The following is a 24372-nucleotide window of genomic DNA, read 5'->3' as shown; positions in this document are numbered from 1 at the left end:
CCAGACAAGGAGTTTTGTTTCATGAGCCTCGAGTTCATCGGCCTCATCGGCCCGCAGGAAAGCAGCGAATCCCAAGCACCCCGTGGCCCGCTGGTTGATCTGGCGTTCATCAAGGCCTTCTCCCAGGCCCAGGAATATGGCGGCTTCGACAAGGCATTGCTGGCGGTCAACACCAGTGCGCCGGACTCTATGATCCTGGCCAGCTACGTGGCAGCACTGACCGAGCGCATCGGCCTGCTGGTCGCCCACCGCCCGGGCTTCCAGGCGCCAACCTTCGCTGCCCGCCAGTTCGCCACCCTCGACCAGCTGAGCCGTGGCCGAGCTTCGATCAATGTCATCACCGGGGGCGACAGCGGCGACCTGCAGCGCGATGGCGACTTCCTCGACAAGGATGCCCGTTATGCCCGCACGGATGAATACCTGCAGGTACTGCGCGACACCTGGACCCGCCAGGAGCCTTTCGACCACCAGGGCACTCACTACCGCGTTGAAGACAACCTGACCTTGGTCAAACCGGTGCAGCATTTGCCCATCTACTTCTCCGGTGCGTCAGACGCCGCGGTCGAAGTGGCCGCCAAGCACGCCGACGTCTACATGATGTGGGGCGAACCGCTGGAGCAGGTGCGCGAGCGCATCGCCAAGGTGCGCAAGGCCGCCGCCCGCTACGGGCGCGAGAAGCACATCCGCTTCAGCCTGTCGTTGCGACCGATTCTGGGCGGTACCGAGGCAGAAGCCTGGGCCCGCGCCGAACGTATTCTGGCCGATGCCCAAGCGCGCATCGGTATCCGCCAGGGCAATCGCCGCGAGAAAAACTTCGGCAAGAGCAACGCCGGCTCCGAACGCCTGGTGCAGCTGGCCAGCCAGCGCAAGGTGCATGACACCCGGCTGTGGACCGAGATTGCTGCGTTGGGCGGCGGTGCAGGTAATTCCACTTCGCTGGTAGGGACTGCGGACCAGGTGGCCGAGGCGGCGTTGGCCTACTACGAACTGGGGGTGACTACCTTCCTGTTCCGCGGCTTTGACCAGCTGCGCGATGCGGTGGAATACGGCCAGGACCTGATCCCGCGGATTCGTGCGCTGGTTGAACAACGTGAGGCTGGGCGCACCGCGCGCACAGCCTAGATCTCGACTCGCAGCACCGGCCTCTTCGCGGCGGTTCGACGCGAAGAGGCCGGTGCAGGAAAACACTTCCCAAACACCTTACGCCAGCCCTGTCAGGGCCTGGCGCCTATTCGCCTGCGTGCTCCACCGTATTCCGAGGACATGATGTCTAGAACACCGCTTTTCGCCCTGCCCCTGGCCTGCCTGCTCACCCCGTTCGCCGACGCTGCTGCAACCACCGAAGACCAACGCCTGGACACTGTCACGGTGATCTCCACTGGCATGCGTGGCAACCAGCGCACCGTCGCCGACAGCCCGGCCCCCATCGACGTGATCAGCAACGAACAGTTGCTGCGCACCGGCCGCGCCGAGCTGTCCGAGGCCATTTCCAAACTGCTGCCCTCGTTCAACTTCGGCACCAACATCGCCGGTTTCCAGTCTGGCGTGCGGCCGCTGAGCAACCGCGGCCTGGGCCCGGCCTACACCTTGGTACTGGTCAATGGCAAACGCCGCCACAACAGCGCCGTGCCGGCCAGCGGCTCGACGGACAACAGCGGTGCCAACGCCGTGGATATCGACATGATCCCGGTCAGCGCGGTGTCGCACATCGAAGTCCTCAAAGACAGCGCGGCGGCTCAGTACGGCTCGGATGCGGTAGCCGGGGTGATCAACATCATCCTCAAAAGCGCCAGCAGTGGCGGCCATTACGAAAGCAGCTATGGCCAGCTGTACAGCGGCCAGGGCGAAACCATCAAGCTGGCTGGCGACCAGGGTTTCGGCCTGGGTGACGGCGGTTTCCTGCACCTGTCGGGGGAGGCACGCAAGCGCGGCACCGCCAACTGGATCGACAAAGCCGACCCTGGTTACCGGGCCTACTTCGAGGACGACCGCCAGGCCGCCTGGGACCACCGCGCTGTGAAGAACGGCGACCCCGACCTGCGCGCCTTCAACCTCGGTTACAACGCCGAACTGCCCATCAGCGACGACCTGAAACTGTATTCGTTCGCCACCTATGCCGAGCGCAAGCTCGAAGCCTTCAACAACTATCGACTGCCCAACAGCAACGCCTCGATCCCCGAGTTGTTCCCCGACGGGTACTTCCCGCTCAACAACATCAAAGACACCGACTACCAGTGGCTGCTCGGCACCCGGGGTGCCGCCGGTGCCTGGGACTGGGACCTGTCCACCACGTACGGGCGCAACAAGAACCAGCAGTCCAGCGACCTCACCATCAACCCTACCTACGGCCCGGCCTCGCCAACCTCGTTCGATGACCTGGCGACTTTGCAGTTCGACCAGTGGGTAAACAACCTGGACATCACCCGCGCTTTTGATCGCGTGTTTGGCCTGGCCGTACCAACCCGCGTCTCGGCGGGCCTGGAACACCGTTGGGAGCGCTTCCAGACCTTCGCCGGCGACCCCGTCGCCTACGGCGTCGGGCCCTACACTTACCCGGCCACCCTGGCCGACGGGCGCCCCAACCCGCTCTACGCGCTGGCCAACGGCCAGACCGCCGTGGGCGCCCAGGCTGCGCTGACCATCCGCCCGGAAGACGAGGCCGATGTGAAGCGCAACAACTATGCCGCCTACATCGACCTCGGCCTGGACCTGACCCCGCGCTGGTACCTGGGCACCGCCGCGCGCGTCGAGCACTACGACGACAACTCGGGCAACACCGCCAGCTTCAAGCTCAATTCACGCTATGAACTGAGCGAAACCGTGGCAATCCGCGGCACTTTGGGCAGCGGTTTCCGTGCCCCGTCGCTGACCCAGAGCGGCTATACGGTCAGCGACAACCGCACCGCGCTGGACGCTGACGGCAATGTGGTGCCGGCCTTGCGCCGCACCGTGGCGCCTGGCAGTGCCGCGGCGCTGGCATTCGGCGGCGACAAGCTCGACCCGGAGAAATCGCGCAACGCCGGCCTGGGCCTGACCTGGCAACCGGCGCGCCGTACCAGTGTCACCCTGGACACCTACCTGATCGACATCGACGACCGCATCCTGTTGACCGAAAACCTCTACGACCGGCAGAACGGTGCCGGTGCCATTGGCGATATGCTCCAAGCACTGGGCCTGGCACGCACCACCTGGATCAACTACTACACCAATGCCTTCGACACCCGTACCCGCGGCCTCGACCTGGTAGGTGACCACACCAGCGAATTCGGTGCCTGGGGCGATGTGCGCTGGACCTTGGGCTTCAACTGGAACAAGACCACTGTGCGCGGCAGCCGGGGCACGCCCGCAGCGCTGGCGGCAGCCGGTATCGAGGTGGTCGGCCATGGCCGCGAAGGTGACCTGGTGGCGGCCTCGCCGAAAACCAAATGGGTACTGGGCAGTCAGTGGTTGCTGGGTAGCTTCACCGGCACCTTGCAGACCACCCGCTACGGCAAGGTCGAGACCTGGCAGCAGAATCAGGCCCAGGACCGCACCTTCGGCGCCAAGTGGATTACCGACCTGGACCTGTCGTACCTGCTGTTCGACAGCTTGACCGTCAGCCTGGGCGGCACCAACATCTTCAATGTACGGCCCGACAAGAACGGCGTGTACAACGCCAACGGCAACCAGGCGGCCTACGGCAACCCGCCGTTTCATCCAGGTGGCGGGTACTGGTACACCAAGCTGGCGTATGACTTCTGAAAACATCCTTTGGGTTTAGCGCGGACCTCAGTGGGAGCGGGCAAGCCCGCGAATCAGGCAGATGCGGTGGATGGCACCGGCTTTGCCGGTGTTCGCGGGCGAGCCCGCGCCCACAATGATTGGGCAAACTTTCACCCTGAGCACGGCAGTCACTCGCACACATGGCAATTGACGCAAACCCCGCCCCATGCTCTCCTTATGCCTCACGTTCAGGTGCCCCCCAGGGGGTGAAACGGGAAACCGGTGCGTCGCAGGCCCTCCATCAGGGCCGGACAAGCCCGGTGCTGCCCCCGCAACGGTAAGCGAGTGAAGCGTCTGTGCCACTGTGCCTTATAGTCCGGCATGGGAAGGTGACGCTTTTCAGGAGCCCTGCTCCTCCTCGCAAGCCCGGAGACCGGCCTGGCGTTCATGAACACCCCGCGGTGGGCGGGCGCTGTTGCATTCCCCTGGGCGGCCACGCATCAGGGATGCCGCGCTTGCCCGTTGCCCACAAAAAGCAGAGGAACGCGTCATGCCCGTCACCAGCGCCAAGCCACACAGCCTTGCCACCCCCGTCACCCTCAGCCAGCGCATCGTCATTGCCGTTGGCGCAAGCCTGCTGGGCCTGTGCCTGGTGTACTTCGCCGGTTTTTCGCACATCGAGGCCGTGCACAACGCCGCTCACGACACCCGCCACAGCGCCGCCTTCCCCTGCCACTGAGTACGCCTGATGATCACGCGCATTGCCCGTACCGCGGGCTTCAGTGGGCTGCTTGCGGCCCTGCTGCTGACCCTGCTGCAAAGCTTCTGGGTCGCCCCGCTGATTCTTGAGGCGGAAACCTACGAATCCTCGGCCCCGGCCGCACACCACGAACATGGCGGCGAAGTGGCCGCCCATGAGCACAGCGCCGACGCCTGGTCGCCGGAAGACGGCTGGCAGCGGGTGCTGTCCACCACCGGTGGCAACCTGGTGGTTGCGGTCGGCTTCGCCCTGATCCTCGCCGCCCTCTACAGCCTGCGCGAACCGCAGCGTGCCGGCACCGGTGTGCTGTGGGGCCTGGCCGGTTTCGCCGTGTTCTGTCTGGCGCCAACGTTGGGGCTGCCACCGGAACTGCCCGGCACCGCTGCCGCCGACCTGGGGCAACGCCAGGCCTGGTGGATTGGCACGGCCAGCGCCACCGCCCTTGGCCTGGCCTTGCTGGTGTTCGCCCGGCACTGGCTGTTGAAGGCGCTGGGCGCCGTGTTGTTGATAATCCCCCATGTGATCGGCGCGCCACAGCCCGACGTGCATGAAAGCCTGGCCCCCGCAGCACTGGAGACTCAGTTCAAGATGGCCTCCTGGCTGACCAACGCTGCATTCTGGGTGGCCTTGGGCCTGCTCAGTGCATGGCTGTTCCGCCGTTCCAGCCAGGCCTGATGCCGGCCTTCTACGCCGGCTTCGGCTGCCGCCGAGGTTGCCCGGTGGATACATTGCAAACCCTGCTGCACCAAGCCTTGGCTAGCCAGGGCCTGGTGCTTGCCGACCTGCGCGGCATTGCCAGCATCAGCCTCAAGGCCGACGAACCCGGCTTGCAGCAACTGGCCGAACGCCTTGGCTTGCCCTTGGTGCTGTACCATAGCGCACAACTGCAAGCCTTTGAGCCGCTGCTCAGCCACCGCTCTGCCACAGCCCATGCCCACAGCGGCTGCTGGGGCGTGGCCGAGAGCGCGGCACTGGCGTTGGCCAGCCAGCGGCCCGGCTGCACCGCCGGGTTACTGCTGACCCGCCAGGTACTGGGCCCGGCGACCCTGGCCCTGGCCTGCTGAACATTTCGCTCCTCTTTCCTGCAAGGACTTTCCATGACGGTGTACTTCATCGGTGCCGGCCCCGGCGACCCTGAACTGATCACGGTCAAAGGCCAACGGCTGATTCGCCAGTGCCCAGTGATCATCTATGCCGGCTCACTGGTACCTGCTGCCGTGCTCGAAGGCCACAAGGCCCAGATCGTGATCAACAGTGCCGAGCTGCACCTGGAACAGATCATCGCCGCCATGCGCAGCGCGCACGAACAAGGCCAGGACGTGGCCCGTGTACACAGCGGCGACCCCAGCCTGTACGGCGCCATCGGTGAACAGATCCGCCACCTGCAGGCGCTGGGCATCGATTACCAGATCATCCCCGGGGTCACCGCCACGGCGGCCAGCGCGGCGCTACTTGGCTGCGAACTGACCCTGCCACAGGTGGCGCAGACGGTGATACTCACTCGCTATGGCGACAGTTCACCCATGCCACCTGGGGAGCAACTGGGCGACCTGGCGCGCCACGGCAGCACCTTGGCGATTCACCTCGGGGTCAAACACCTCTCGCGGATCGTCGAAGAACTGCTGCCGCACTACGGTGCGCACTGCCCGGTGGCGGTGGTACGTCGTGCCACCTGGCCGGACCAGGACTGGGTGCGCGGCACCCTTGGCGATATCGTCGAACGCGTCGCAGCCAAAGATTTTCGCCGCACGGCGCTGATCCTGGTAGGCCATGTGCTAGGGGATACCCCCTTCGCCGAATCGGCCTTGTACCGTGCCGGGCATGCCCACCTGTACCGCCCTGGGGACTGAGCATTGCCAGTATTGCCGCCCGCGTAGCAGACTCCGGGTTCCCGCCTGCGAACAGGAGTCACGCCCATGCTGGAATTACGCCCCAACTGCGAGTGCTGCGATACTGACCTGCCGGGCGACAGCCCCGATGCGCTGATCTGCTCCTTCGAATGCACCTTCTGCCGTGCCTGCGCCGACACACGCCTGCAAGGCCGCTGCCCGAACTGCGCCGGCCAGCTAGTGCCCCGGCCGACGCGTGTCGGTCAGGCGCTGGCCAATAACCCCGCCGCCACCCAGCGTGTGAACAAAGCGCACGCCACCTGCGCCTGACGCCCTTCCAAACAGACATCGCCGCTTTCTCGGGGTGATGTCTTTCACGCTTCTTGTAGGATTTTTCCACAACAAGCACGCGGATTATCAACACTTCTATACTCGGCATTACCAAACTTCGGGATTGGTCGTATCTTGCAGCGCTTCCGATTAACCCACTTGCAGACGTATTCCGGAGTGATCCAGGAAGCGGACCACATCCCGACAGGAGTTTTCCACATGACAACCGTGCTGATCGTCGACGACCACCCCATTGTCCGACTGTCCTTGCGCCTACTGCTCGAGCGTGAACGCTTTCATGTTGTCGGTGAGGTGGGTAACGGCAGCGAAGTGGCTCAGGTAGCCCGCGATCTGCGCCCGGATGTAGTCGTGCTCGATATTGGCCTGCCCGGTCTGGATGGCATGGAAGTGATCAAACGCCTGCAAAGCCTTGAGCCGGTGCCCAAGATCATGGTGCTGACGGGCCAAGCCACTGACCTGTACGTACGGCGTTGCCTGGATGCCGGCATCGGCGCCTTCGTCACCAAGGAAGAAGACCACGAAGCACTGCTGTTCGCCCTCAAGGCGCTGGTCAAAGGCTATTCGACCTTCCCGCAAATGTCGGTCAACAGCAACTCGCTGGAAAGCGAACCGGTGCGCCTTGCCAGCCTGTCGAACCGTGAAATGGAGGTGCTGCGGCGCCTGGCGCGCGGTGAAAACAACAAGAATATCGGTACCCGCATGAATCTGAGTGCCAAGACCATCAGCACCTACCGAGGCCGGATCATGGAAAAGCTCAAAACCGAATCTCTGGTCGAGATGGTCGACCTGGCCAAACGCAACAGCGTCTACTGAGCGTTCGGCCGCCATGAAGCGCCTGCTGGCGTGCATGCTCCTGGCCATCGGCCTGGCCGCCCCCACCGCGCTGCTGGCCCGCAGCGAAGCTCGGCAACTGCTGGCGCGCTCTGTCAGCGCAGCAGCCCCACTGCAACTGTCCAGCGAAGACCGGGCCTGGCTGCAGCGACGTCAATACCTGGTGCTAGGCAGTTCGCGGCCCGACTATCCACCGTTCGAATTGAACGCCAGCCAACAGGACTACGAAGGGATCAGTGCAGACTACGCAGGTATCATTGCCGAACTGCTGGGCATACACGTCGAGGTGCGCCGATTCGATAGCCGCCACGAAGCCATCGCCGCGTTGCGGGAGGGCGGTATTGACCTTCTGGGCAGCTCCAATGCCTTCGAGGCGGCAGATGCCGAGCTTGAACTGAGCACGCCGTATGCAGACGACCTGCCGGTCATCGTCACACGCGAGGGGAGCAGCCTGAAGAACCAACCCGACCTCGCCGGCTTGCGCCTGGCCATGGTCGATCACTACCTGCCGGCCAGCACCGTACGCGGTCTGTATCCAAAAGCGCAGTTAAGCTTGTACCGCTCGACCCTTGCCGGGTTGGCAGCCGTCGATCTGGGCGAGGCCGATGCGTACCTGGGCGATGCCATCAGCACCGACTTCACGATTGGCAAGAACTATCAAGGCACGCTGAGAATCGACCACTTCTGTCAGGTTCCGGCTGGCGCATTTGCATTTGCCTTGGCCAGCGACAACCCTCGCTTGCATCGGCTGGTCGACATGGCGCTGGCCCGCATAAGCGAAAGCGAGCGCCTTAACATCCTGCGCCGCTGGAGCAGTGGCAACACCAGCCTGCTGTTGCAGCGCCACCTCACTGACTTGAGCAGCGAAGAAAAAGCCTGGATCGCAGCCCACCCCTACATCGATGTATTGGTCAACACTTCGCTGGCGCCATTGACGTTCAACGACGCCGAACACCGCCCAACCGGCATCACCCTTGACCTGCTGAAACAGATTTCATTGCGTACCGGGCTACAGTTCCGCCCGGTCGAAAGCGATTCGGCGCAGGCGATGGTCGAGCGCCTGGTCCGCGGCGATGCACACATGATCGGCGCCCTGGGCTACGGCGCGGAGCGCTCGAAACAGCTGCGCTATACCCGCCCCTACCTGGTCAGCCCACGCGTACTGGTTACGCGCAGCGACAGCACTTACCCCGCACAAACCAAAACGCTGGATGGCCAGCGCATCGCTTTGGTACGCGGCTCGCCGCAGAGGGCACTGCTGCAACAGCGCTATCCGCAAGCCAGGCTGGTCGAAGTGGACAACCCGCTCGGCCTCATGGAGGCCCTGGCCGGCGGGGCTGCCGATGTGGCCCTTGCCAGCCACATCAATGCCGCCTACTACATCAGCCATGTTTTCAAGGGCCGCTTGCGCATCGCCAGCGTACTGGATGAAGACCCGGCCATTGCGGCCTTCGCCGTGGCTGCGGACCAGCCGCAGCTCCAGGCCATTCTCGACAAGGCGCTGCTGAGCATTCCACCCGAAGAGCTCGACCAGCTGGCCAATCGCTGGCGCACCAGCACCCTGGTCAGCGACAGCGCTTGGCGCGATTACCGCACACTGGCCTTGCAGGTACTGGTGTTGTCGGCCCTGCTGCTGGCAGGCGTGGTGTTCTGGAACAGCTACCTGCGCAAACTGATCAATCAGCGCACCGAGGCCCAACACGCGCTGCAAGCTCAGCTGGCCCTGAGCCGAGGCCTGCTCGAACAGCTGCGTCAGGCAAAGGACGACGCCGAACAAGCCAGTCAAACCAAAAGTACCTTCCTGGCCACCATGAGCCATGAAATCCGCACCCCGATGAATGCCGTGATCGGCCTGCTGGAGTTGGCCCTGGAAGACAGCCGCGAGGGCCGTTGCGACGCCCAGACCCTGCAGACTGCCCATGACTCGGCCATCGGCCTGCTTGAACTGATTGGCGATATTCTGGACATTTCCCGCATCGAGTCCGGGCACATCACCCTGCAACCGGTGCCCACAAACCTGGTCGAACTGGTACGCGCTACCGTGCGGGTTTTCGAGGGCAACGCCCGGGCCAAAGGCTTGCTTCTGCACGCTGAGCTGCCTGCCGGGCCGGTCTGGGTGCTGGCAGACCCGCTGCGACTCAAACAGATCCTGTCCAACCTGATCAGCAACGCCATCAAATTCACCGACCGCGGCGAGGTCCAGGCCAGCTTGCTGACGCCCCCAGCCGATGGGCAAAGCCGCCTGCCAGTTGAACTGTCTGTGCGCGACACCGGCATCGGCATCAGCCCACTTGATCAGGCCCGGCTGTTCCACGCCTTCGTTCAGGCTGACGGCCCGCGAACCCACCAAGGGGCGGGCCTGGGATTGGTCATCAGCCGCACCTTTGCCGAACTGATGGGTGGCAGCTTGAGCCTGCAAAGCGTCGAAGGCGTTGGCACCAAGGTACAGGTCAGCCTGCAATTGCCAACCTGCCCAGCACCAGAGCCCGCACAGCAACTGGACCCGGTAGCGGAACGCAGCACTGGCCCGTTGGAAATCCTGGTTGTCGACGACTACCCGGCCAACCTTCTATTGCTGGAGCGGCAACTGCACACCTTGGGCCATCACGTGACCTTGGCAGACAACGGCCAGATTGCCCTGGAGCGCTGGCAGGCAGCGCGTTTCGACCTGGTGATCACCGATTGCAGCATGCCGGTCATGGACGGCCACGAACTCACCCGTCGCATTCGCAGCCTTGAAGCCGAACGCGACCTGCCGGCGTGCCAGATCCTCGGCGTGACTGCCAATGCCCAGGCCGAAGAGCGTGACCGTTGCCTGGCCAGCGGCATGGACGAGTGCCTGTTCAAGCCGATCGGCCTGCACACACTCAAGGCCCATCTCCCCCAGGCCCGCGGCGCCCAAGAAACGCCACTGCACAGTAGCGGCTTCAACCTGGCTGAGTTGCGCCACCTCACCCAGGACGACAAGCAACTGACGCGTCATCTGCTGGAACAGCTGTCGATCAGCGTTGGCGAGGACCTGACCGCCTTGCGGGCGCTGGCGCCCGGGGCCGCCGATGAGGACGTGCGTACCCTGGCTCACCGAATCAAGGGTGGCGCGAAGATGATCAGGGTGCGCGGCGTGGTGAAGGATTGCGAAGCCATCGAGAACGCTCATGCGCGGGGCCTGCCAACGGCTGTCGAACGTGAACGGCTGCAAATCAGCCTGCAGGCCCTGCTGAACGAACTGAAGGATGCGCTCAATGCAATTGCAACGTCGAGCTGATCTGGCTGATCGCATCCACCACGTGCCGTGAGCCCTGCTGGATTTCCATGATCACCGTACCGGCCTCATTGGCCAGCGCAACCCCATGACCGGTGCGGGTCAAACTCGATTGCATGCTGGCCACCGCCAGCAGTGACAGGTCGTGGTTCTGCCGTACAACGTCGACGATTTCCAGGGTTGCCTTGCTGGTCCGCGCCGCCAGGTTGCGCACCTCGTCGGCTACCACGGCAAAACCTCGCCCGTGCTCACCGGCGCGGGCCGCCTCGATGGCCGCATTCAGGGCCAACAGGTTGGTCTGGTCGGCAATTCCACGTATGGTCAGCACGATCTGACCGATTACATCCGATTGCTTGCTGACCGCGTCGATGCTGCGGGCAGCGTCGTTCAGCTCATGGGAAATCTGCTCGATTACCTGCACCGTCTGCTGTACCACCTCGGTGCCCTTGCGCGCGCAGGCATCGGTCTGCATGGAACTGGCATGGGCGGCATCGGCGGCGGTTTGCTGCGTGCTGACCTGGCGGGTGATGTCACTGGCGAACTTCACCACTTTGTACAAGCGGCCCTTGCTGTCGAATATCGGGTTGTAAGAGGCCTCCAGATAGACCATCTGGCCCTGCTTGTTGATGCGCTCGAAGCGGTGCGAATGGTACTCGCCGCGGTTGAGCGATGCCCAGAACTCGCGGTACTCAGCCGACTCGCGCTCCTGCGGCAGGCAAAACAGCCCGTGATGGCGGCCGACTACCTCGTCCAGGCGATAGCCCATGGTATCGAGGAAGTTCTGGTTGGCCTTGATCACGCGGCCTTGCGGGGTGAACTCGATCACCGCCATGGAGCGGCTGATGGCCTTGAGCAGGCTCTCGCTCTCGTGCTCCAGCACCACCCGCTGGCTGATGTCCGCTGCCACCTTGATCACACTGGTGACTTGGCGGTGCTCATCCAGCACCGGCATGTAACTGGCCTCCAACCAGACCTCACGGCCGGCCTTGTCGAGGCGTTCGAATGTACCGCTGATGGCCTTGCCTTGGCCCAATTCGCGCCACAATTGTTGGTATTCGGCACTTTGCGCGTAGCCCGGCTCGCAAAACACCCGGTGATGCTTGCCACGCAGTTCGTCGGCGCTATAGCCCATGGCCTGGCAGAAACGCTCGTTGGCATCGAGGATGGTGCCATCCGGGGCGAACTCGATCATCGCCATCGAACGGCTGATCGCCGCCAATTTGGCTTGCGTGCCGCTCAAGGCCTGGTGAGTGCGCTGGATCTCAACCAAATCGGATTTGCGATGGAAATCGAACATGACGCCGGGCTCCTTTATGCGCGGTGTCCTGAGCATAGATCGCCGTTGGCGCCGTGCAAGCACAGTGCTATCACTTTAGGATTACTACATTAATAGGACAGAACGCCTGCACAGCTACGGGCTCCCGCTACGAACTCTCGCGCACCATCAGCTCAAAGCCCAGATCCTGCTGCGTATCCGCCACCCGCTTGCCATCGAGCAACGCCAGCAGCGCCTGCGCCGCGCCACGCCCAACGGCTGCCCGGGGCGTGCGAATCGAGGTCAGGCGCGGCACCATGTGGGCCGACGCCGGCAAGTCGTTGAACCCCACCATCGCCACCTGGCGGGGCACTTCCACCCCTTGGCGCAATGCCTGCAGCACCGCCCCCTGCGCCAGGTCGTCGTTGCAGAAGAAGATACCGTCGACATCTGGCGCCTGCTGCAGCAACTGGCTGAACAGCACACTGCCCAGGGCAATGGATGAAGGCTGCGGCGCCAGTACCTCCAGCTCGGCCGCCTGCAAACCGGCCTCAGCCAACGCCTGGCGGAAACCTTCGGCCCGCTGCATCACCCGTGGGTCGAGCTGCGCGGCAATGAACGCCAGGCGTTTGCGCCCGCGCTCGATCAAGTGCCGGGCCGCGGCGCGCCCGGCCTGCTGCTGCGAAAAACCGACCGACAATGCCCCTGGCTCGCCATTGAGTTCCATCATGTGCACACACGGCACACCGCTGGCGGTCAACATCTGCCGCGCCGCGTCGCTGCGCTCGAAACCGGTCAACAGCATGCCGCAGGGCTGGTAGGCCAGGTAATTACGGATCAGGTTTTCTTCTTCGGCAAGGTCGTAGTGATAGTTGCCGATCAGCACCTCGAGCCCACGGGGGCGCATGACCTCGTGAATGGCTTCCAGGGTGTCGATGAACAGCTGGTTGGACAGCGACGGGATCAACACCACCACCGACTGGCTGCGAGCCGAGGCCAAGGCGCGGGCTGCCGGGTTGGCCACATAGCCCAGGCTCGCCGCTGCAGCGACGACCTTCTCGACCAGCTCTGGCGCAACCGTGCTGACCCCGCGCAAGGCGCGCGAAGCGGTGATGGGGGAAACCCCGGAAAGCCTGGCAACTTCTGCCAGGGTTGGACGACCTGTAGTACGGGAGCCGGTGCGGGTCATGGATGTTGTAATTTTACTACTTGCAAGGAGAGGGAACGGCCACTAAGGTAGCGCTGTCTCAGGACGCAGGCAATGTAATCTTTGGCGGCAGCCACCGCGCGCTCGCTACCAAGCGTCCATACTGCGTAAGGACAAGACCAATAACACCGGGGAGGTGGCTGTTCGTCGGCGACGAGACAGCGCTATCTCACCCCGCAGGAGGTACTGATGAATTCTCCCCTGTCCGCCATCGTGGTAATGGGCGTGGCCGGTTGCGGCAAAAGCTGCATCGGCGCTGCCATTGCTGCCAGAAGCGGCGGCCGCCTGATTGAAGGCGACGCTTTTCACCCTGCCGAAAACATCCGCAAGATGAGCGCTGGCATCCCGCTGGACGACAGCGACCGTGCCGGCTGGCTGGTGCGCCTAGGCCAGGAGTTGCAGGCCACCACCCAGGCCGGGGAACGCCCGATACTGACCTGCTCGGCGCTCAAGCGCCGCTACCGCGATACCCTGCGCGATGCCATGCCAGGGCTGGTGTTCGTATTTCTCGAACTGTCGCCCGCCGAGGCCGAAAAACGCGTGCTGGCGCGCCCTGGGCACTTCATGCCGGCCAGCCTCATCGACAGCCAGTTTGCTGCCCTCGAATCGCCACATGGCGAGCCGCTCACACTGGCACTGGACGCCACCCAGCCCATCGATGCGCTCGCCGAAGCGGTAGACCGCTGGCTAAAGCGCGCCGGTGAGCAGGGCCTGGCGCAAACCGCCTGACCCCGCGGTTTTCCCGGCTCACCAAAGACAGCGCTACCTCGACCCGCAGGTGCGGGAATAGTTCCAAGACGCTACGCCAAAAACAACGATAAGATCGAGGCCTTCAAACCATGTTCGGACTGGCTACTGACACCTTTCTGCTGCTCGACGCGCTGGTTACCATCGTCGGGCTGATCCTGCTGATCACCCACTTCAAAGTGCACCCCTTCGTTGCCCTCACCCTCGCGGCCGGCTTCCTTGGCCTGACCTCCGGCATGCCGGTGGCCAAGGTCATGAAGTCGTTCCAGGATGGTTTTGGCGGTGTGCTTGGCTTCGTCGGCATCGTGCTCGCCTTGGGCACCATGCTGGGCAAGCTGATGGCCGACTCTGGGGGGGCCGACCAGATCGCGCAAACCCTGATCCGCGCCTTCGGCAAGAAGAACGTGCATTGGGCGATGATGTTCGCCGCCTTCCTGGTGGGCATACCGCTGTTCTTTGAAATCGGCTTTGTGCTGCTGATTCCGCTGGTGTTCATCGTTGCCCGGCGCTCCGGGGTGTCGCTGGTGAAAATCGGCATACCGCTGCTGGCGGGCCTTTCGGTGGTGCACGGCCTGGTGCCGCCACACCCGGGCCCATTGCTGGCGATTGGCATTTTCCACGCCGATATTGGCAAGACCATCTTCTACGGCCTGATCGTCGCACTGCCCACCGCGATCATCGCCGGTCCGCTGTTCGGCAACTTCATCTCCCGCTACATCCCGGGCAACCCGTCCCAGGAACTGATGGACCAAATTGCCAAGGAGTCCGACCAGGGCAACCTGCCAAGCTTCAGCATCACCCTGATCACGGTGCTGCTGCCGGTCGCGCTGATGCTGCTGAAGACCTTCGCCGACGTGGTGTTGCCGGCCGAGCATATCGTGCGCCAGTGGATGGACCTGATCGGCCACCCCATCACTGCCCTGCTCGCGGCCCTGCTGCTGGCCTTTTACACGTTTGGTTCTGCCCGCGGCTTCAACCGCCAGCAGATCATGAAAATGCTCGACCAGAGCCTGGCCCCCACGGCGGCCATCGTGCTGATCGTGGGTGCAGGCGGCGGCTTCAAGCAGATGCTGGTGGACACCGGTGTCGGCAACGTGATCGGGCAAATGGCCGTGCAGGCGGAGATTTCGCCCATCATGCTGGCCTGGCTGGTGGCAGCGGTAATCCGCATCGCTACTGGCTCCGCCACGGTCGCCACCATTACCGGTGCGGGCATTGTGGCACCGGTAATCGACCTGGTACCGGGCGTGAACCGTGAGTTGCTGGTGCTGGCCACCGGTGCGGGCTCGTTGATCCTGTCACATGTGAACGACGCCGGCTTCTGGCTGGTGAAGCAGTATTTCAACATGACTGTAGCGGAAACCTTCAAGACCTGGAGCATGATGGAAACCATCCTCTCGGTGGTTGGCATCATCTTCATCACGTTGTTGGCGCAGGTGGTGTAACCGTTTATCGGGGTAATGGCACCTTGATGCTCAGGGTAGGGCCGAAGGAAATATCAGACCTACCCTAAGCCAAGGAGCCTGTCATGCCCCGCTCAAGCATTCTGCTGATTGCCCTGCTCGCCTCGCCACTGGCCTTCGCCGTCGGCACCGGCCCGACCTACCCTGACGATCCGCACAACCCGGCACCCCGGCCGGGCGTGGATAGCACCCTCAACCCGATCGAAAAGCCCATGCCGCGGGATACTGACACGCGCATTCAAGGTAACGACCCCGAAAGCCCGCCGGCCAAGCAAAATGACAACCGCGACCTGCCGGGGATGGATGGCAGCGGTTCGGAGGGTACCGGTCCTCAGGGAAATAGTGGCACCCGTACAGGTACCCCCTGAGTACGCTACTCAATGGGCCACCGCTCGACATTGCAGGTTATGTATTCCCTGTGGGAGCGGGTTCACCCGCCCGGTTGAGTAAGATTGACTGTTTGTTACCACTGGCGTTTATCAGGACGTGTCAGCCCCAGCTTCTCGATCCGGTAACGCAGCATGTCCCGCGACAACCCGAGCATCCGCGCTGACTTGGTCACGTTCCAGTCCGTACGGTCCAGCGTCTTGCACACGAGGTCGCGCTCCATGTCCGGCAGGCTGGTGCCTGGCTCCGGCTCGTGCCGCGGCATTTCGAACATCGCAGGTGCCGGCTGCGGCACCAATGGCTCGTCAATCAAGGTCATGCACAGGTTCAACTGGTGCGCCTGTATCACCTCATTCGGCGCCAGCAACACGGTCTGCTCAAGCATATTGCGCAGCTCGCGGACGTTGCCGGGCCAGCTATAGCCCAGCATCAGGCTCTCGGCTTCGGCGGAAAAGCGCAGGTTCGGCTTGCCATAACGCCGGCCATGGTGGGCCAGGAAATGCCTTGCCAGCAACAGGATGTCCTGACCACGGGCATACAGGCGCGGTACCTTCAGGGCGATGATGCGCAGGCGGAAAAACAAGTCGCGGCGGAACTTGCCCTGCTGCACCATCTGCTCCAGGTTGCAGTTGGTGGCGCTGATGACCCGCAGGTCAACCTTGCGCTCCTTCACCGCACCAATCCGGCGGATACTGCGATCTTCCAGCAGCTTGAGCAACTTGGCCTGCAACACCAGGTCCATCTCGCCAATCTCGTCGAGGAACAACGTGCCACCGTCTGCAGCCTCCACCAGGCCCAGCCGCCGCTCCTTGGCATCAGTGAACGCGCCCTTCTCGTGACCGAACAGCTCGGCCTCCAGCAAGTTGGCAGGGATCGAGGCGCAGTTGAATTCGATGAACGGCCCCTTGCTGCGAGAGCCGTCAAAATGCAGGGCCCGCGCCACCAGCTCCTTGCCGGTGCCGGTCTCGCCTTCGACCAGCACCGGTGGCAGGTCGTCGCAGGCCATGCGCCGCTCGGCATCCAGCACCTGTTGCAACGTGTGCTTGAGGGTGAGCATTACCGGCGAATCGCCGATCAACGCCTGCAACCCGGATTTCTGCGCCTCGCGTTCCTGGTAAAACGACAGCGTGCGCTCCATGCGTTCGGCCGCCAATGCCTTGTCCAGGGTCAATTTGAGCTCGGCGAGCACCACGGGCTTGGTCAGGTAATGGAAGGCACCCTCCTTCATCGCCTGCACGGCGTCTTCGACATTGCCGTAGCCGGTCATCATGATCACTTTCAGGCCAGGTACCTGCGCCACCAAGCTGCGCAGCAAGTCGTGGCCGCTCATGCCCGGCAGCGAGTTGTCAGTTAGCACCGCGTCGGGCTGAGCCCGCTTGATCTGCTCCAGCGCAAGCTCGGCGCTGTGGCACACGGTGACTTCAAAGCCCTTGAGGCTGAGGTAGGTGCGAATGTTGTCAGCGAGGATTTCATCATCCTCGACGACCAGGATGCTGTGCTCCATGTTCCCCTCCCGCTGCGATATTGAATGTAAGGCTGACGCGGGTTCCTTCCTCTTGGCGGCTGCTCAGGCTGACCGAGCCGCCAAACCGTTCCATGATGCGCTTGACCAGGGCCAGCCCTACACCGAGGCCACCCTGCTTGGTCGTGAAGAACGGCTTGAACACCATCCGCTCCTGCTGTTGGCTCATGCCCTTGCCAGTGTCGGTAAGCACGAACTCGGCACGCTGGCCATCCTGTACGTTGACCTGGGCAGTCAGCATGCCGCCCGCCGGCATGGCCTCCAGGGCATTGGAGAACAGGCTGTTGAGAATCTGCGTGAGCTGCAGCGGCTGGCTGGCCACCCACTGCTGATCAGGCCCTTCGAAATGGAAGCGCACACCATTGCGCTCGATCTGCTGGACGAACGCCAGGTGGGTGTCCTCGATGGCGGCCACCAGGTCCACAGCCTCTGCCTCGTCACTGACCGGGCGCAACGACACCAGCAAGTCGCGCACCCAGCGTGACATGCGGTCGACCTGGCTGATGATGTCGGTGATGTTTTTCTGCGCCGCTGGGTTGGCGATTTCCTGCGCCAGTTCGGCGCTGGAGCGGATGTTGGCCAACGGGTTGCGCAGGCTGTGCGCCACAGCAGACGACATCTCGCCCAGCGCCACGTAGGTTTCGCTGGCCACCAGCCGGTCCTGTTGCAGATGCAGCATCTGCGCCGCCCGACGTACGATCCAGAACAGCCCGAAGTAGATCAGCGCTCCACCCACCAGGGTCGAAGCCCAGATCAGTACATAGCCGCGCTGGATGCGCCGTATCAGGTCCTGTGGCTCCTTGTAGATCTCCACCATGGCCAGCACCTGTTCACCTTGGCTGTCGAACAGGGGGATGTAGTTCTCGATGAACAGGTAGCGCGGTTCACGCAGGAACTTCTGCTCCTCGCGGTCATCTTCAGCCTTGTGATAGCTGGCCGACACCGCCCTGCGCGAATGGAAAGCACGGTCCAGATCGCCATCAGCCTCTATCCGCTTGCCGATAAGCTCGACGTTGGTGGACCAGACGATGGTGCGGTCGCGGGCATAGACATTGGCCAGCAAAATATCAGGCAGGTGCTCGACATGGTCAAGAAATTCGACCCGGGTCGATTCGGCCAGCGCCGGGGCAAACTGCAGGTGCTGCTGGTCCAGGCGCGGGTCGAGCAGTTCGCCCATGGTGGTGCCCGGTGGCAACTGCGAATGGCGGACCTCGGCCTGGGCCATGGCCTGGATGAACTGCGCGGTCAGCATCGCATCACGCTGCACGCTATCGCGGACCACGAAGCGCGTGGACACATAACCCAGCCCGCCCGCCACCGCAGTGATGATCAACAGGCTGATGACTGAAAACCAGCGCAGCAGGTTGAACTCACGCAAGGGTACGGCCAGACCGCTGGCACTCGCACTGGCCTTGTCGCGAACATCGTTTTCCAGCATCTGCATGGCGTGGTTCCCGCACAGTGCGTCCGTTCAGAAATGCATCAAGGCCAACAGCAGCAGCCAGTTGATAGCACCCCACCTGGGCAGCCCTGGCTGCCATTTGTCGTGTGTAGCGCTCCGCACATCACCAAGCAAGAAGTTGGCCAGCCAAACCCAGAGGACCGTAAAGCTATAATTTTCAATGCTTTAAGGTGCATAGTTAAATGCGACTTCAAGAAAAGGCCCCACAGTTGGGTAATAAGTACCCAGGAACCACTGATCTCATATATATCAACGTGTTAGAAACTATTCTTAGCGCAAAACATTAATTTCTGACCAATCGGAAATTCAACGACACCCGGGTGCCATGGCCCTCACTGCTGCTGAGCCTGACGGTGCCGCCGAAGCGCTCCATGATACGTTTCACCAGCACCAGGCCCACCCCAAGCCCACCTTGCTTGGTGGTAAAAAATGGCCGGAAGGCCATGCGCTGCTGCACTTCGCTCATGCCCCTGCCATTGTCAGACAGGCGCAAGGTCAGGCCACGCCGGTCATGGCGTACCACCTCGATACGCAACCGTCCGCCCTGATCCATCGATTCGAGGGCATTGGCGATCAAACTGCTGAATATCTGCCGCAGTAAAGCCGGATGCCCCAATACCTGTACCGCCGGTAACGGCTGCAGGTCCAGGCTTACCCCGCCACGCGCCAGCGGCACGGCGTAGGTTTGAAGGCTGTCCTGCAAGGCCAGCGTCAAGTCCACCGCAACCGCCTCATCGTTCAGCGGACGCAGCGACTGCAGCATCTGGCGGATCCACTGCGACATCCGGTCAACCTGGCTGATGATGTCGTTGATATTGCGCTGCGCCGGGCCTTCGTCGAACGCTTGGGCCAACTCGGCACTGGAGCGGATACTGGCCAGCGGGTTGCGCAGGCTGTGGGCCACCGCTGAGGACACCTCCCCCAACGCGACATAGGTTTCGTTGTTGATCAGCCGCTTCTGCTGCACCGCCAGCAGCCGTGCAGCGCGGTGCATGATGCCGTACAGGCCGACGTAGACCAGCGCGGCGCCGACGGTGATCGCCAGCCAGATCAGTATCAGGCCATGCTCGATGCGCACAATCAGGTCATGGGGCTCTTTGTAGATTTCGACCATTGCCGTGACGTGCTCGCCATCGGCAGCGAACAGCGGAATGTAGTTTTCGATGAACAGCTGCTCGGGCGGGGTGACGAATTTCTGCTCGGCACGGGCCTGTTCGAAGTTGTGGTAGCTGGCCGAGACCCGCATCTTGTACTCGAACGCCCTCGCCAGGTCGTCGTCAGTATCAATCAGCTTGCCAATCAGCGCCGGGTTGGTGGACCAGATCACCGTAAGGTCCGGGGCATAGATGTTGGCCAGCAGCATGTCTGGCAGGTGGGCGATGTGGTCGAGGAACTCGCCGCGAGCCTTGCGCCGGGCATCCGGGTCGACGTCCGGCAGGTTGCCAGGGTCGGTGCGCGGGTCCAGCAACTCGCCCATGGTGCGCACGTTGGGGATCGACACATGGCGCACTTCGGCGTCGGCGATAGAGGTAATGAACTGTGCCGTGAGCAAGGCATCGCGCTCAACGCTTTCATCAATGATGAAACGGCTGGATATCAACCCAAGTCCGGCAGCCACCGAAACGATGATGGCCAGGCTGACCCAGGCATACCAGCGCAACAGGTTGAATGGCTTGCGTGGGGCTGCCAGTTCGTTACCGGCAGGCACTTCTATGGCGTCGGAACGAGGGGCGATGTCCATGGTGGGCTCCACAGCTGAGCACCTTCAGAAGGTTATAGCCCAGACCTGGGGAAGCCGTAGTGCTAAATTGATGGCATCCGCCGAAGGGTATTACTCCAACCCCTGTAACTTGCGATATTCGCGCAGCACGGTGGGTACATAACGCCGGGTCTCGGCAAACGGCGGCACGGCGCCGCGCCGCATTACGGCATCCGGGCCGGCGTTGTAAGCCGCCACAGCCAGGGTGATGTCGTTGTCAAACAAGGTAAGCATCTGCTTGAGGTAGCGTGCCCCGCCCTGCACGTTGTCTTCGGGGTCCAGGCGATCTTCCACACCCATTTCACGTGCTGTATCCGGCATCAACTGCATCAGCCCTACCGCGCCCGCAGACGACCGGGCCTTGGGGTTGTAGCCAGATTCGGCCTTGATCAGCGCATGCAACAGCGCTGGAGGGACGTTGTGGGCCCGCGCGGCGGCAGCGACCAGTTCAGCGTAGGGTCGGCCGGTGATCATCTGCGCATTGGCCGGGCCGGCCTGTGCCAACGGCTCGTTGATCACCTTTTCATAATGGCGCCCAGGCCGATGGACGTTGGTCAGTACGTAGCCGCCCTTGGCATCGATGGAGATGTACACATCAGCCTGGGCGACACCTGCCGCCAGCCATATCAAACCGAGGATGAGTCCACGCATGACGGTCGCCTCTTCGTCGTGGCCCCCGAAGTGGGGGAAATGCCCCGGAAACCCGAGGTCGATGACCACGACGCAAGCACTGTGCCGCTTCCGGCACCGCATGGCGCAAGGCCCCGAGGCAGACGTGCACGGCTGTTGCATGGTGCCTGTCAACCTGTGTCCCCATGCAGTGGAGGGCTTCACCATGCAGCGCAGAACCAAACCGCAACGTGGCTTCACCCTGCTCGAACTCCTGGTGGTGCTGGTGGTGCTCGGCCTGCTGGCCGGCATCGTCGCGCCCAAGTACTTCAGCCAGCTCGGTCGCTCCGAAGCCAAAGTGGCGCGGGCGCAGATTGAAGGGCTGAGCAAGGCGCTGGATTTGTATCGCCTGGAAGTCGGCCACTACCCCAACAGTGAGCAAGGCCTGCAGGCCCTGGTCATCGCCCCCAATGGTGAAGCGCGCTGGACCGGCCCGTACCTGCAGAAGGCCGTGCCGCAGGACCCCTGGGGCCGCCCATACATCTACCGGCAACCTGGCGAAAACGGCGGTGAATACGACCTGTTGTCGATGGGCAAGGACGGCCAGCCCGGGGGTGACGGGGAAAACGCCGAAATCACCAGCTGGCAGTAAGGAGAGTGGCCATGCGCTATAGCCTCAAGGCCCTGGGCAGACAGGGCGTGGTGCAGTTGCAGATCGACGCCGAGGACGCCGACCAGGCCCGCCGCCAGGCCGCGGATCAGGGCCTGCGTGTGCTCAGCCTGCGCAGCAACGGCGGTGCCCTGCGCGGCATGGCCAGGCGGCGCCAAGCGGCCTTTGACCTGGTGCTGTTCAGCCAGGAACTGTCAACCCTGCTAAATGCCGGGCTGCCGCTGATCGACGCACTGGAGAGCCTGGCGGAAAAGGCGCCTGCAGCCACCACCCGCAAGGTGCTGGCCGAGCTGGTACGCCAGTTGTACGAAGGCCGATCGCTGTCCCAGGCCCTGGGCCAGCAGCCGCGGATATTTCCGCCGCTGTATGTGGCGCTGGTGCAGTCCAGCGAACGCACCGGGGCGCTGGGCGATGCCCTCACGCGCTACATCAGCTACCGCCAGCGCCTGGACCTGGTTCGGCAAAAGCTGGTGGGGGCCTCGGTCTACCCGTTGCTGCTGTTGCTGGTGGGGGGCGGCGTGGTGCTGTTCCTGCTCGGCTATGTGGTGCCGCGTTTCAGCCAGGTGTTCGAGGGCATGGGCACCGAATTGCCCTGGCTGTCACGGGTATTGATGCAGATCGGGCTGTTCCTGCACGCCCAGCAACTGCCGCTGGCGCTGGGCACGCTCAGTGGGGTCACGGCACTGTGGCTGCTGCGCCGCCACCCACGGGTACGGCGCTGGGCCTCCTGCCAGTTGCGCCGCCTGCCGGCGCTGCATCAACGCTTGATGATGTACGAGCTGGCGCGCTTCTACCGCTCGTTGGGCATCTTGCTGCAAGGCGGCATTCCCATCCTGACCGCCATGGGCATGGCCCGCGGCCTGCTCGGTAGCGCAGCAGCCCAGGGCCTGGGCCAGGCCAGCCAGCGGGTGGGCGAAGGGCTGCCACTGTCCGATGCGCTGGAAGCCGGCCACCTGGTTACCCCGGTGTCGCTGCGCCTGCTGCGGGCCGGGGAGCAGTCCGGCAACCTGGGGGAAATGCTGGAACGCTGCGCCGACTTCCATGACCAGGAAATCGGCCGCTGGGTGGAATGGTTCGTGAAACTGTTCGAACCGCTGCTGATGACGTTCATCGGCCTGCTGATCGGCCTGATCGTGATCCTGATGTACATGCCGATCTTCGAACTGGCCTCGAGCATTCACTGAATGGCCAGGCCCAGGCTCTCGCGCAGTGTGCTGCCCTCGTAAGCCGTGCGGTACACCCCGCGCTCCTGCAGCAGCGGCACCACCTCCTGGGTAAACCGGCGAAACTGCCCGGGGTGGCCGATGTAGATGTTGAAACCATCCAGCGCCCGCGCCTCGAACCACTCGGTCATTTTTGCCGCGACCGTTTCGGCCGAGCCAACGAAGGCACCTGGGCGCAGCTTACGCCCGAACTCCACCGCCTGGCGCAGGCTGAACCCCTGCTCCCAGGCCTGGTCGGCGATGCGCTTGGCATTGGTGAAAAAGCTGCTGCGCGCATGCTCCAGGCTGTCCTGCGGGAACGGTGCATCGAGGTCGTACTGGCTGAAGTCGTGCCAGCCGAAGTTGCGCCCGAACTCTTTGAGCGCCAGCTCGAAGCTATGGTCCTGCTGGTGGTAGTGGCGTTCGATCTCGCGGGCGTGTTCGTCGGTGTCGCCCACGTAGATCTCGGCACCGGGCAATACCAGCAGTTGCTCCGGGTCACGCCCCAGCCGCGCAGCGCGGCCTTTCACATCGCGGTAGAACGCCTGGCCCTGCTCGATACTGGCAGCATGGGTGAAGATGACATCTGCCGTGGCGGCCCCAAGCTCGCGCCCTTGCTGCGAATCGCCGGCCTGGAAAATGACCGGCTGGCCCTGGGGGGAACGCTGAATATTCAATGGCCCTACGACCGAGAAGTGTTCGCCCTTGTGGTGAAGGGCATGCATCCGGCCCGGATCGAGGAATTGACCGGTAGCGCGGTTGCGCGGGAACGCCCCGTCTTCATAGGACTGCCATAGGCCCTGAACCACCGCCACGTGCTCCTGGGCACGGGCATAACGGGTGTCATAGTCGTAGTGCTCGTCACGGCCATAGTTGCCGGCGGTACCGGCATCACCGCTGGTGACCACGTTCCAGCCAGCGCGGCCCTTGCTGATCAGGTCCAGCGAGGCCAGGCGGCGGGCGACGTTGAAGGGTTCGTTGTAGGACGTGGTCAGGGTGCCGACCAGGCCGATGTTACGGGTAGTCACTGCCAGCGCCGAGAGTAGGGTCAACGGCTCCAGGCGGTTGAGATAATGCGACGGTGAGCCGGGGGTGATGTACTGGCTGTCGACGATGAAGATGAGGTCGAACAGCGCCGCTTCAGCCTGGCGGGCGATGTCGATGTACCAGTCGATGTTGACGCTGGCATCGGCGGGCAGCTCCGGGTCCAGCCACAGGTTGTGCCGGCCTGGGCCGCCGCAGCCCATGGTCAGGGCACCAAGCTTGATTTTGCGGGTGGTCATGTACAGCTCCTCATAACAGTTGTTGCCTGTACCGGCCCAATCGCCGGCAAGCCAGCTCCCACAGGTTTTCC

The 24372-nt window shown here is 63.3% G+C and carries 20 protein-coding genes, 2 pseudogenes and 1 riboswitch; of the genes and pseudogenes, 14 read left to right on the top strand and 8 right to left on the bottom strand.

Annotated features, from left to right (window positions below; translation table 11 throughout):
* Positions 1–21 precede the first annotated feature (21 nt).
* The 9 genes from OZ911_RS13665 (at position 22) to OZ911_RS13625 (ending at position 10738) form a co-directional block, all read left to right on the top strand.
* Positions 22–1122, top strand: a complete 1101-nt coding sequence (locus tag OZ911_RS13665; protein WP_070086606.1) for an LLM class flavin-dependent oxidoreductase — start codon at positions 22–24, stop codon at positions 1120–1122.
* A gap of 144 nt (positions 1123–1266) precedes the next feature.
* Positions 1267–3741 (top strand): TonB-dependent receptor plug domain-containing protein, encoded by a 2475-nt coding sequence (locus tag OZ911_RS13660; protein ID WP_095117178.1) that lies wholly within the window; start codon positions 1267–1269, stop codon positions 3739–3741.
* A 194-nt stretch (positions 3742–3935) separates the two neighbouring features.
* Positions 3936–4158: riboswitch (cobalamin riboswitch) on the top strand.
* Between the two features lie 94 nt (positions 4159–4252).
* Positions 4253–4441 (top strand): CbtB domain-containing protein, encoded by a 189-nt coding sequence (locus tag OZ911_RS13655; protein ID WP_016486728.1) that lies wholly within the window; start codon positions 4253–4255, stop codon positions 4439–4441.
* A 9-nt stretch (positions 4442–4450) separates the two neighbouring features.
* Positions 4451–5137 (top strand): CbtA family protein, encoded by a 687-nt coding sequence (locus OZ911_RS13650; RefSeq protein ID WP_016486727.1) that lies wholly within the window; start codon positions 4451–4453, stop codon positions 5135–5137.
* On the top strand, positions 5137–5526 hold the full coding sequence (locus OZ911_RS13645; protein ID WP_024717644.1) for a cobalamin biosynthesis protein: 390 nt from the start codon (positions 5137–5139) through the stop codon (positions 5524–5526). The genes OZ911_RS13650 and OZ911_RS13645 overlap by 1 nt, the downstream gene beginning before the upstream one ends.
* Positions 5527–5559: 33 nt before the next feature.
* On the top strand, positions 5560–6312 hold the full coding sequence (gene cobM, locus OZ911_RS13640; RefSeq protein WP_023049465.1) for a precorrin-4 C(11)-methyltransferase: 753 nt from the start codon (positions 5560–5562) through the stop codon (positions 6310–6312).
* A 66-nt stretch (positions 6313–6378) separates the two neighbouring features.
* Positions 6379–6621 carry a DUF1272 domain-containing protein gene (locus OZ911_RS13635; RefSeq protein WP_016486724.1) on the top strand — a complete coding sequence of 81 codons (243 nt, stop codon included), beginning with the start codon at positions 6379–6381 and terminating at the stop codon, positions 6619–6621.
* A gap of 219 nt (positions 6622–6840) precedes the next feature.
* Positions 6841–7455 (top strand): response regulator transcription factor, encoded by a 615-nt coding sequence (locus tag OZ911_RS13630; protein WP_016486723.1) that lies wholly within the window; start codon positions 6841–6843, stop codon positions 7453–7455.
* Between the two features lie 13 nt (positions 7456–7468).
* Positions 7469–10738, top strand: a complete 3270-nt coding sequence (locus OZ911_RS13625; RefSeq protein ID WP_070086732.1) for a transporter substrate-binding domain-containing protein — start codon at positions 7469–7471, stop codon at positions 10736–10738.
* Here the strand turns inward: OZ911_RS13625 and OZ911_RS29010 are convergent.
* The 3 genes and pseudogenes from OZ911_RS29010 to gnuR form a co-directional block, all read right to left on the bottom strand.
* Positions 10713–11144, bottom strand: a pseudogene (locus OZ911_RS29010) (methyl-accepting chemotaxis protein); the annotation flags it as partial. The gene OZ911_RS13625 and the pseudogene OZ911_RS29010 overlap by 26 nt on opposite strands.
* Before the next feature lie 153 nt (positions 11145–11297).
* Positions 11298–11927: pseudogene (locus tag OZ911_RS29005) on the bottom strand (PAS domain-containing protein); the annotation flags it as partial.
* A 232-nt stretch (positions 11928–12159) separates the two neighbouring features.
* On the bottom strand, positions 12160–13179 hold the full coding sequence (gene gnuR / locus OZ911_RS13615) for a transcriptional regulator GnuR (RefSeq protein ID WP_016486720.1): 1020 nt from the start codon (positions 13177–13179) through the stop codon (positions 12160–12162).
* 207 nt (positions 13180–13386) lie between these two features.
* Here gnuR and OZ911_RS13610 point away from each other — a divergent pair, with 207 nt between their 5' ends.
* The 3 genes from OZ911_RS13610 to OZ911_RS13600 all read left to right on the top strand — a co-directional run bounded on the left by OZ911_RS13610 (position 13387) and on the right by OZ911_RS13600 (position 15775).
* Positions 13387–13926, top strand: a complete 540-nt coding sequence (locus OZ911_RS13610) for a gluconokinase (RefSeq protein ID WP_016486719.1) — start codon at positions 13387–13389, stop codon at positions 13924–13926.
* Between the two features lie 110 nt (positions 13927–14036).
* Positions 14037–15389: a GntP family permease gene (locus OZ911_RS13605; RefSeq protein ID WP_268968678.1), complete on the top strand. Its 1353-nt coding sequence runs from the start codon at positions 14037–14039 to the stop codon at positions 15387–15389.
* Between the two features lie 83 nt (positions 15390–15472).
* A complete protein-coding gene (locus OZ911_RS13600) occupies positions 15473–15775 on the top strand; it encodes a hypothetical protein (RefSeq protein WP_016486717.1) in 303 nt (100 codons plus the stop codon).
* A gap of 95 nt (positions 15776–15870) precedes the next feature.
* Here the strand turns inward: OZ911_RS13600 and OZ911_RS13595 are convergent, their stop codons facing one another.
* From OZ911_RS13595 to OZ911_RS13580, 4 genes are all read right to left on the bottom strand, one after another.
* Positions 15871–17298, bottom strand: a complete 1428-nt coding sequence (locus tag OZ911_RS13595; RefSeq protein WP_023049198.1) for a sigma-54-dependent transcriptional regulator — start codon at positions 17296–17298, stop codon at positions 15871–15873.
* Entirely contained in the window at positions 17267–18760 is a 1494-nt protein-coding gene (locus OZ911_RS13590) for a sensor histidine kinase (protein ID WP_016486716.1), read from the bottom strand. Before OZ911_RS13590 ends, OZ911_RS13595 begins: the two co-directional genes overlap by 32 nt.
* Positions 18761–19061: 301 nt before the next feature.
* Positions 19062–20519 carry a sensor histidine kinase gene (locus tag OZ911_RS13585; protein WP_016486715.1) on the bottom strand — a complete coding sequence of 486 codons (1458 nt, stop codon included), beginning with the start codon at positions 20517–20519 and terminating at the stop codon, positions 19062–19064.
* A gap of 90 nt (positions 20520–20609) precedes the next feature.
* Complete coding sequence (locus tag OZ911_RS13580) at positions 20610–21188, bottom strand: lytic transglycosylase domain-containing protein (RefSeq protein WP_016486714.1); 579 nt, start codon at positions 21186–21188, stop codon at positions 20610–20612.
* Between the two features lie 184 nt (positions 21189–21372).
* Here OZ911_RS13580 and gspG point away from each other — a divergent pair, with 184 nt between their 5' ends.
* Both gspG and OZ911_RS13570 read left to right on the top strand, forming a co-directional pair.
* Positions 21373–21798, top strand: coding sequence for a type II secretion system major pseudopilin GspG (gene gspG, locus OZ911_RS13575; protein ID WP_024717645.1), 426 nt, complete (start codon positions 21373–21375; stop codon positions 21796–21798).
* Between the two features lie 11 nt (positions 21799–21809).
* Entirely contained in the window at positions 21810–23000 is a 1191-nt protein-coding gene (locus OZ911_RS13570) for a type II secretion system F family protein (RefSeq protein WP_060516432.1), read from the top strand.
* On the opposite strand, the gene OZ911_RS13565 is transcribed toward OZ911_RS13570, so the two are convergent.
* Entirely contained in the window at positions 22994–24301 is a 1308-nt protein-coding gene (locus tag OZ911_RS13565) for an LLM class flavin-dependent oxidoreductase (RefSeq protein WP_023048547.1), read from the bottom strand. The two genes, OZ911_RS13570 and OZ911_RS13565, sit on opposite strands and share 7 nt — an antisense overlap.
* Positions 24302–24372 lie beyond the last annotated feature (71 nt).

Origin of the sequence: Pseudomonas fortuita, from assembly GCF_026898135.2 — a bacterium.
In the GTDB taxonomy this organism is placed as follows: Bacteria; Pseudomonadota; Gammaproteobacteria; order Pseudomonadales; family Pseudomonadaceae; genus Aquipseudomonas; species Aquipseudomonas fortuita.
The sequence above is the reverse complement of the archived record's forward strand: the minus strand, read 5'-3'. Positions and strand labels throughout refer to the sequence as shown.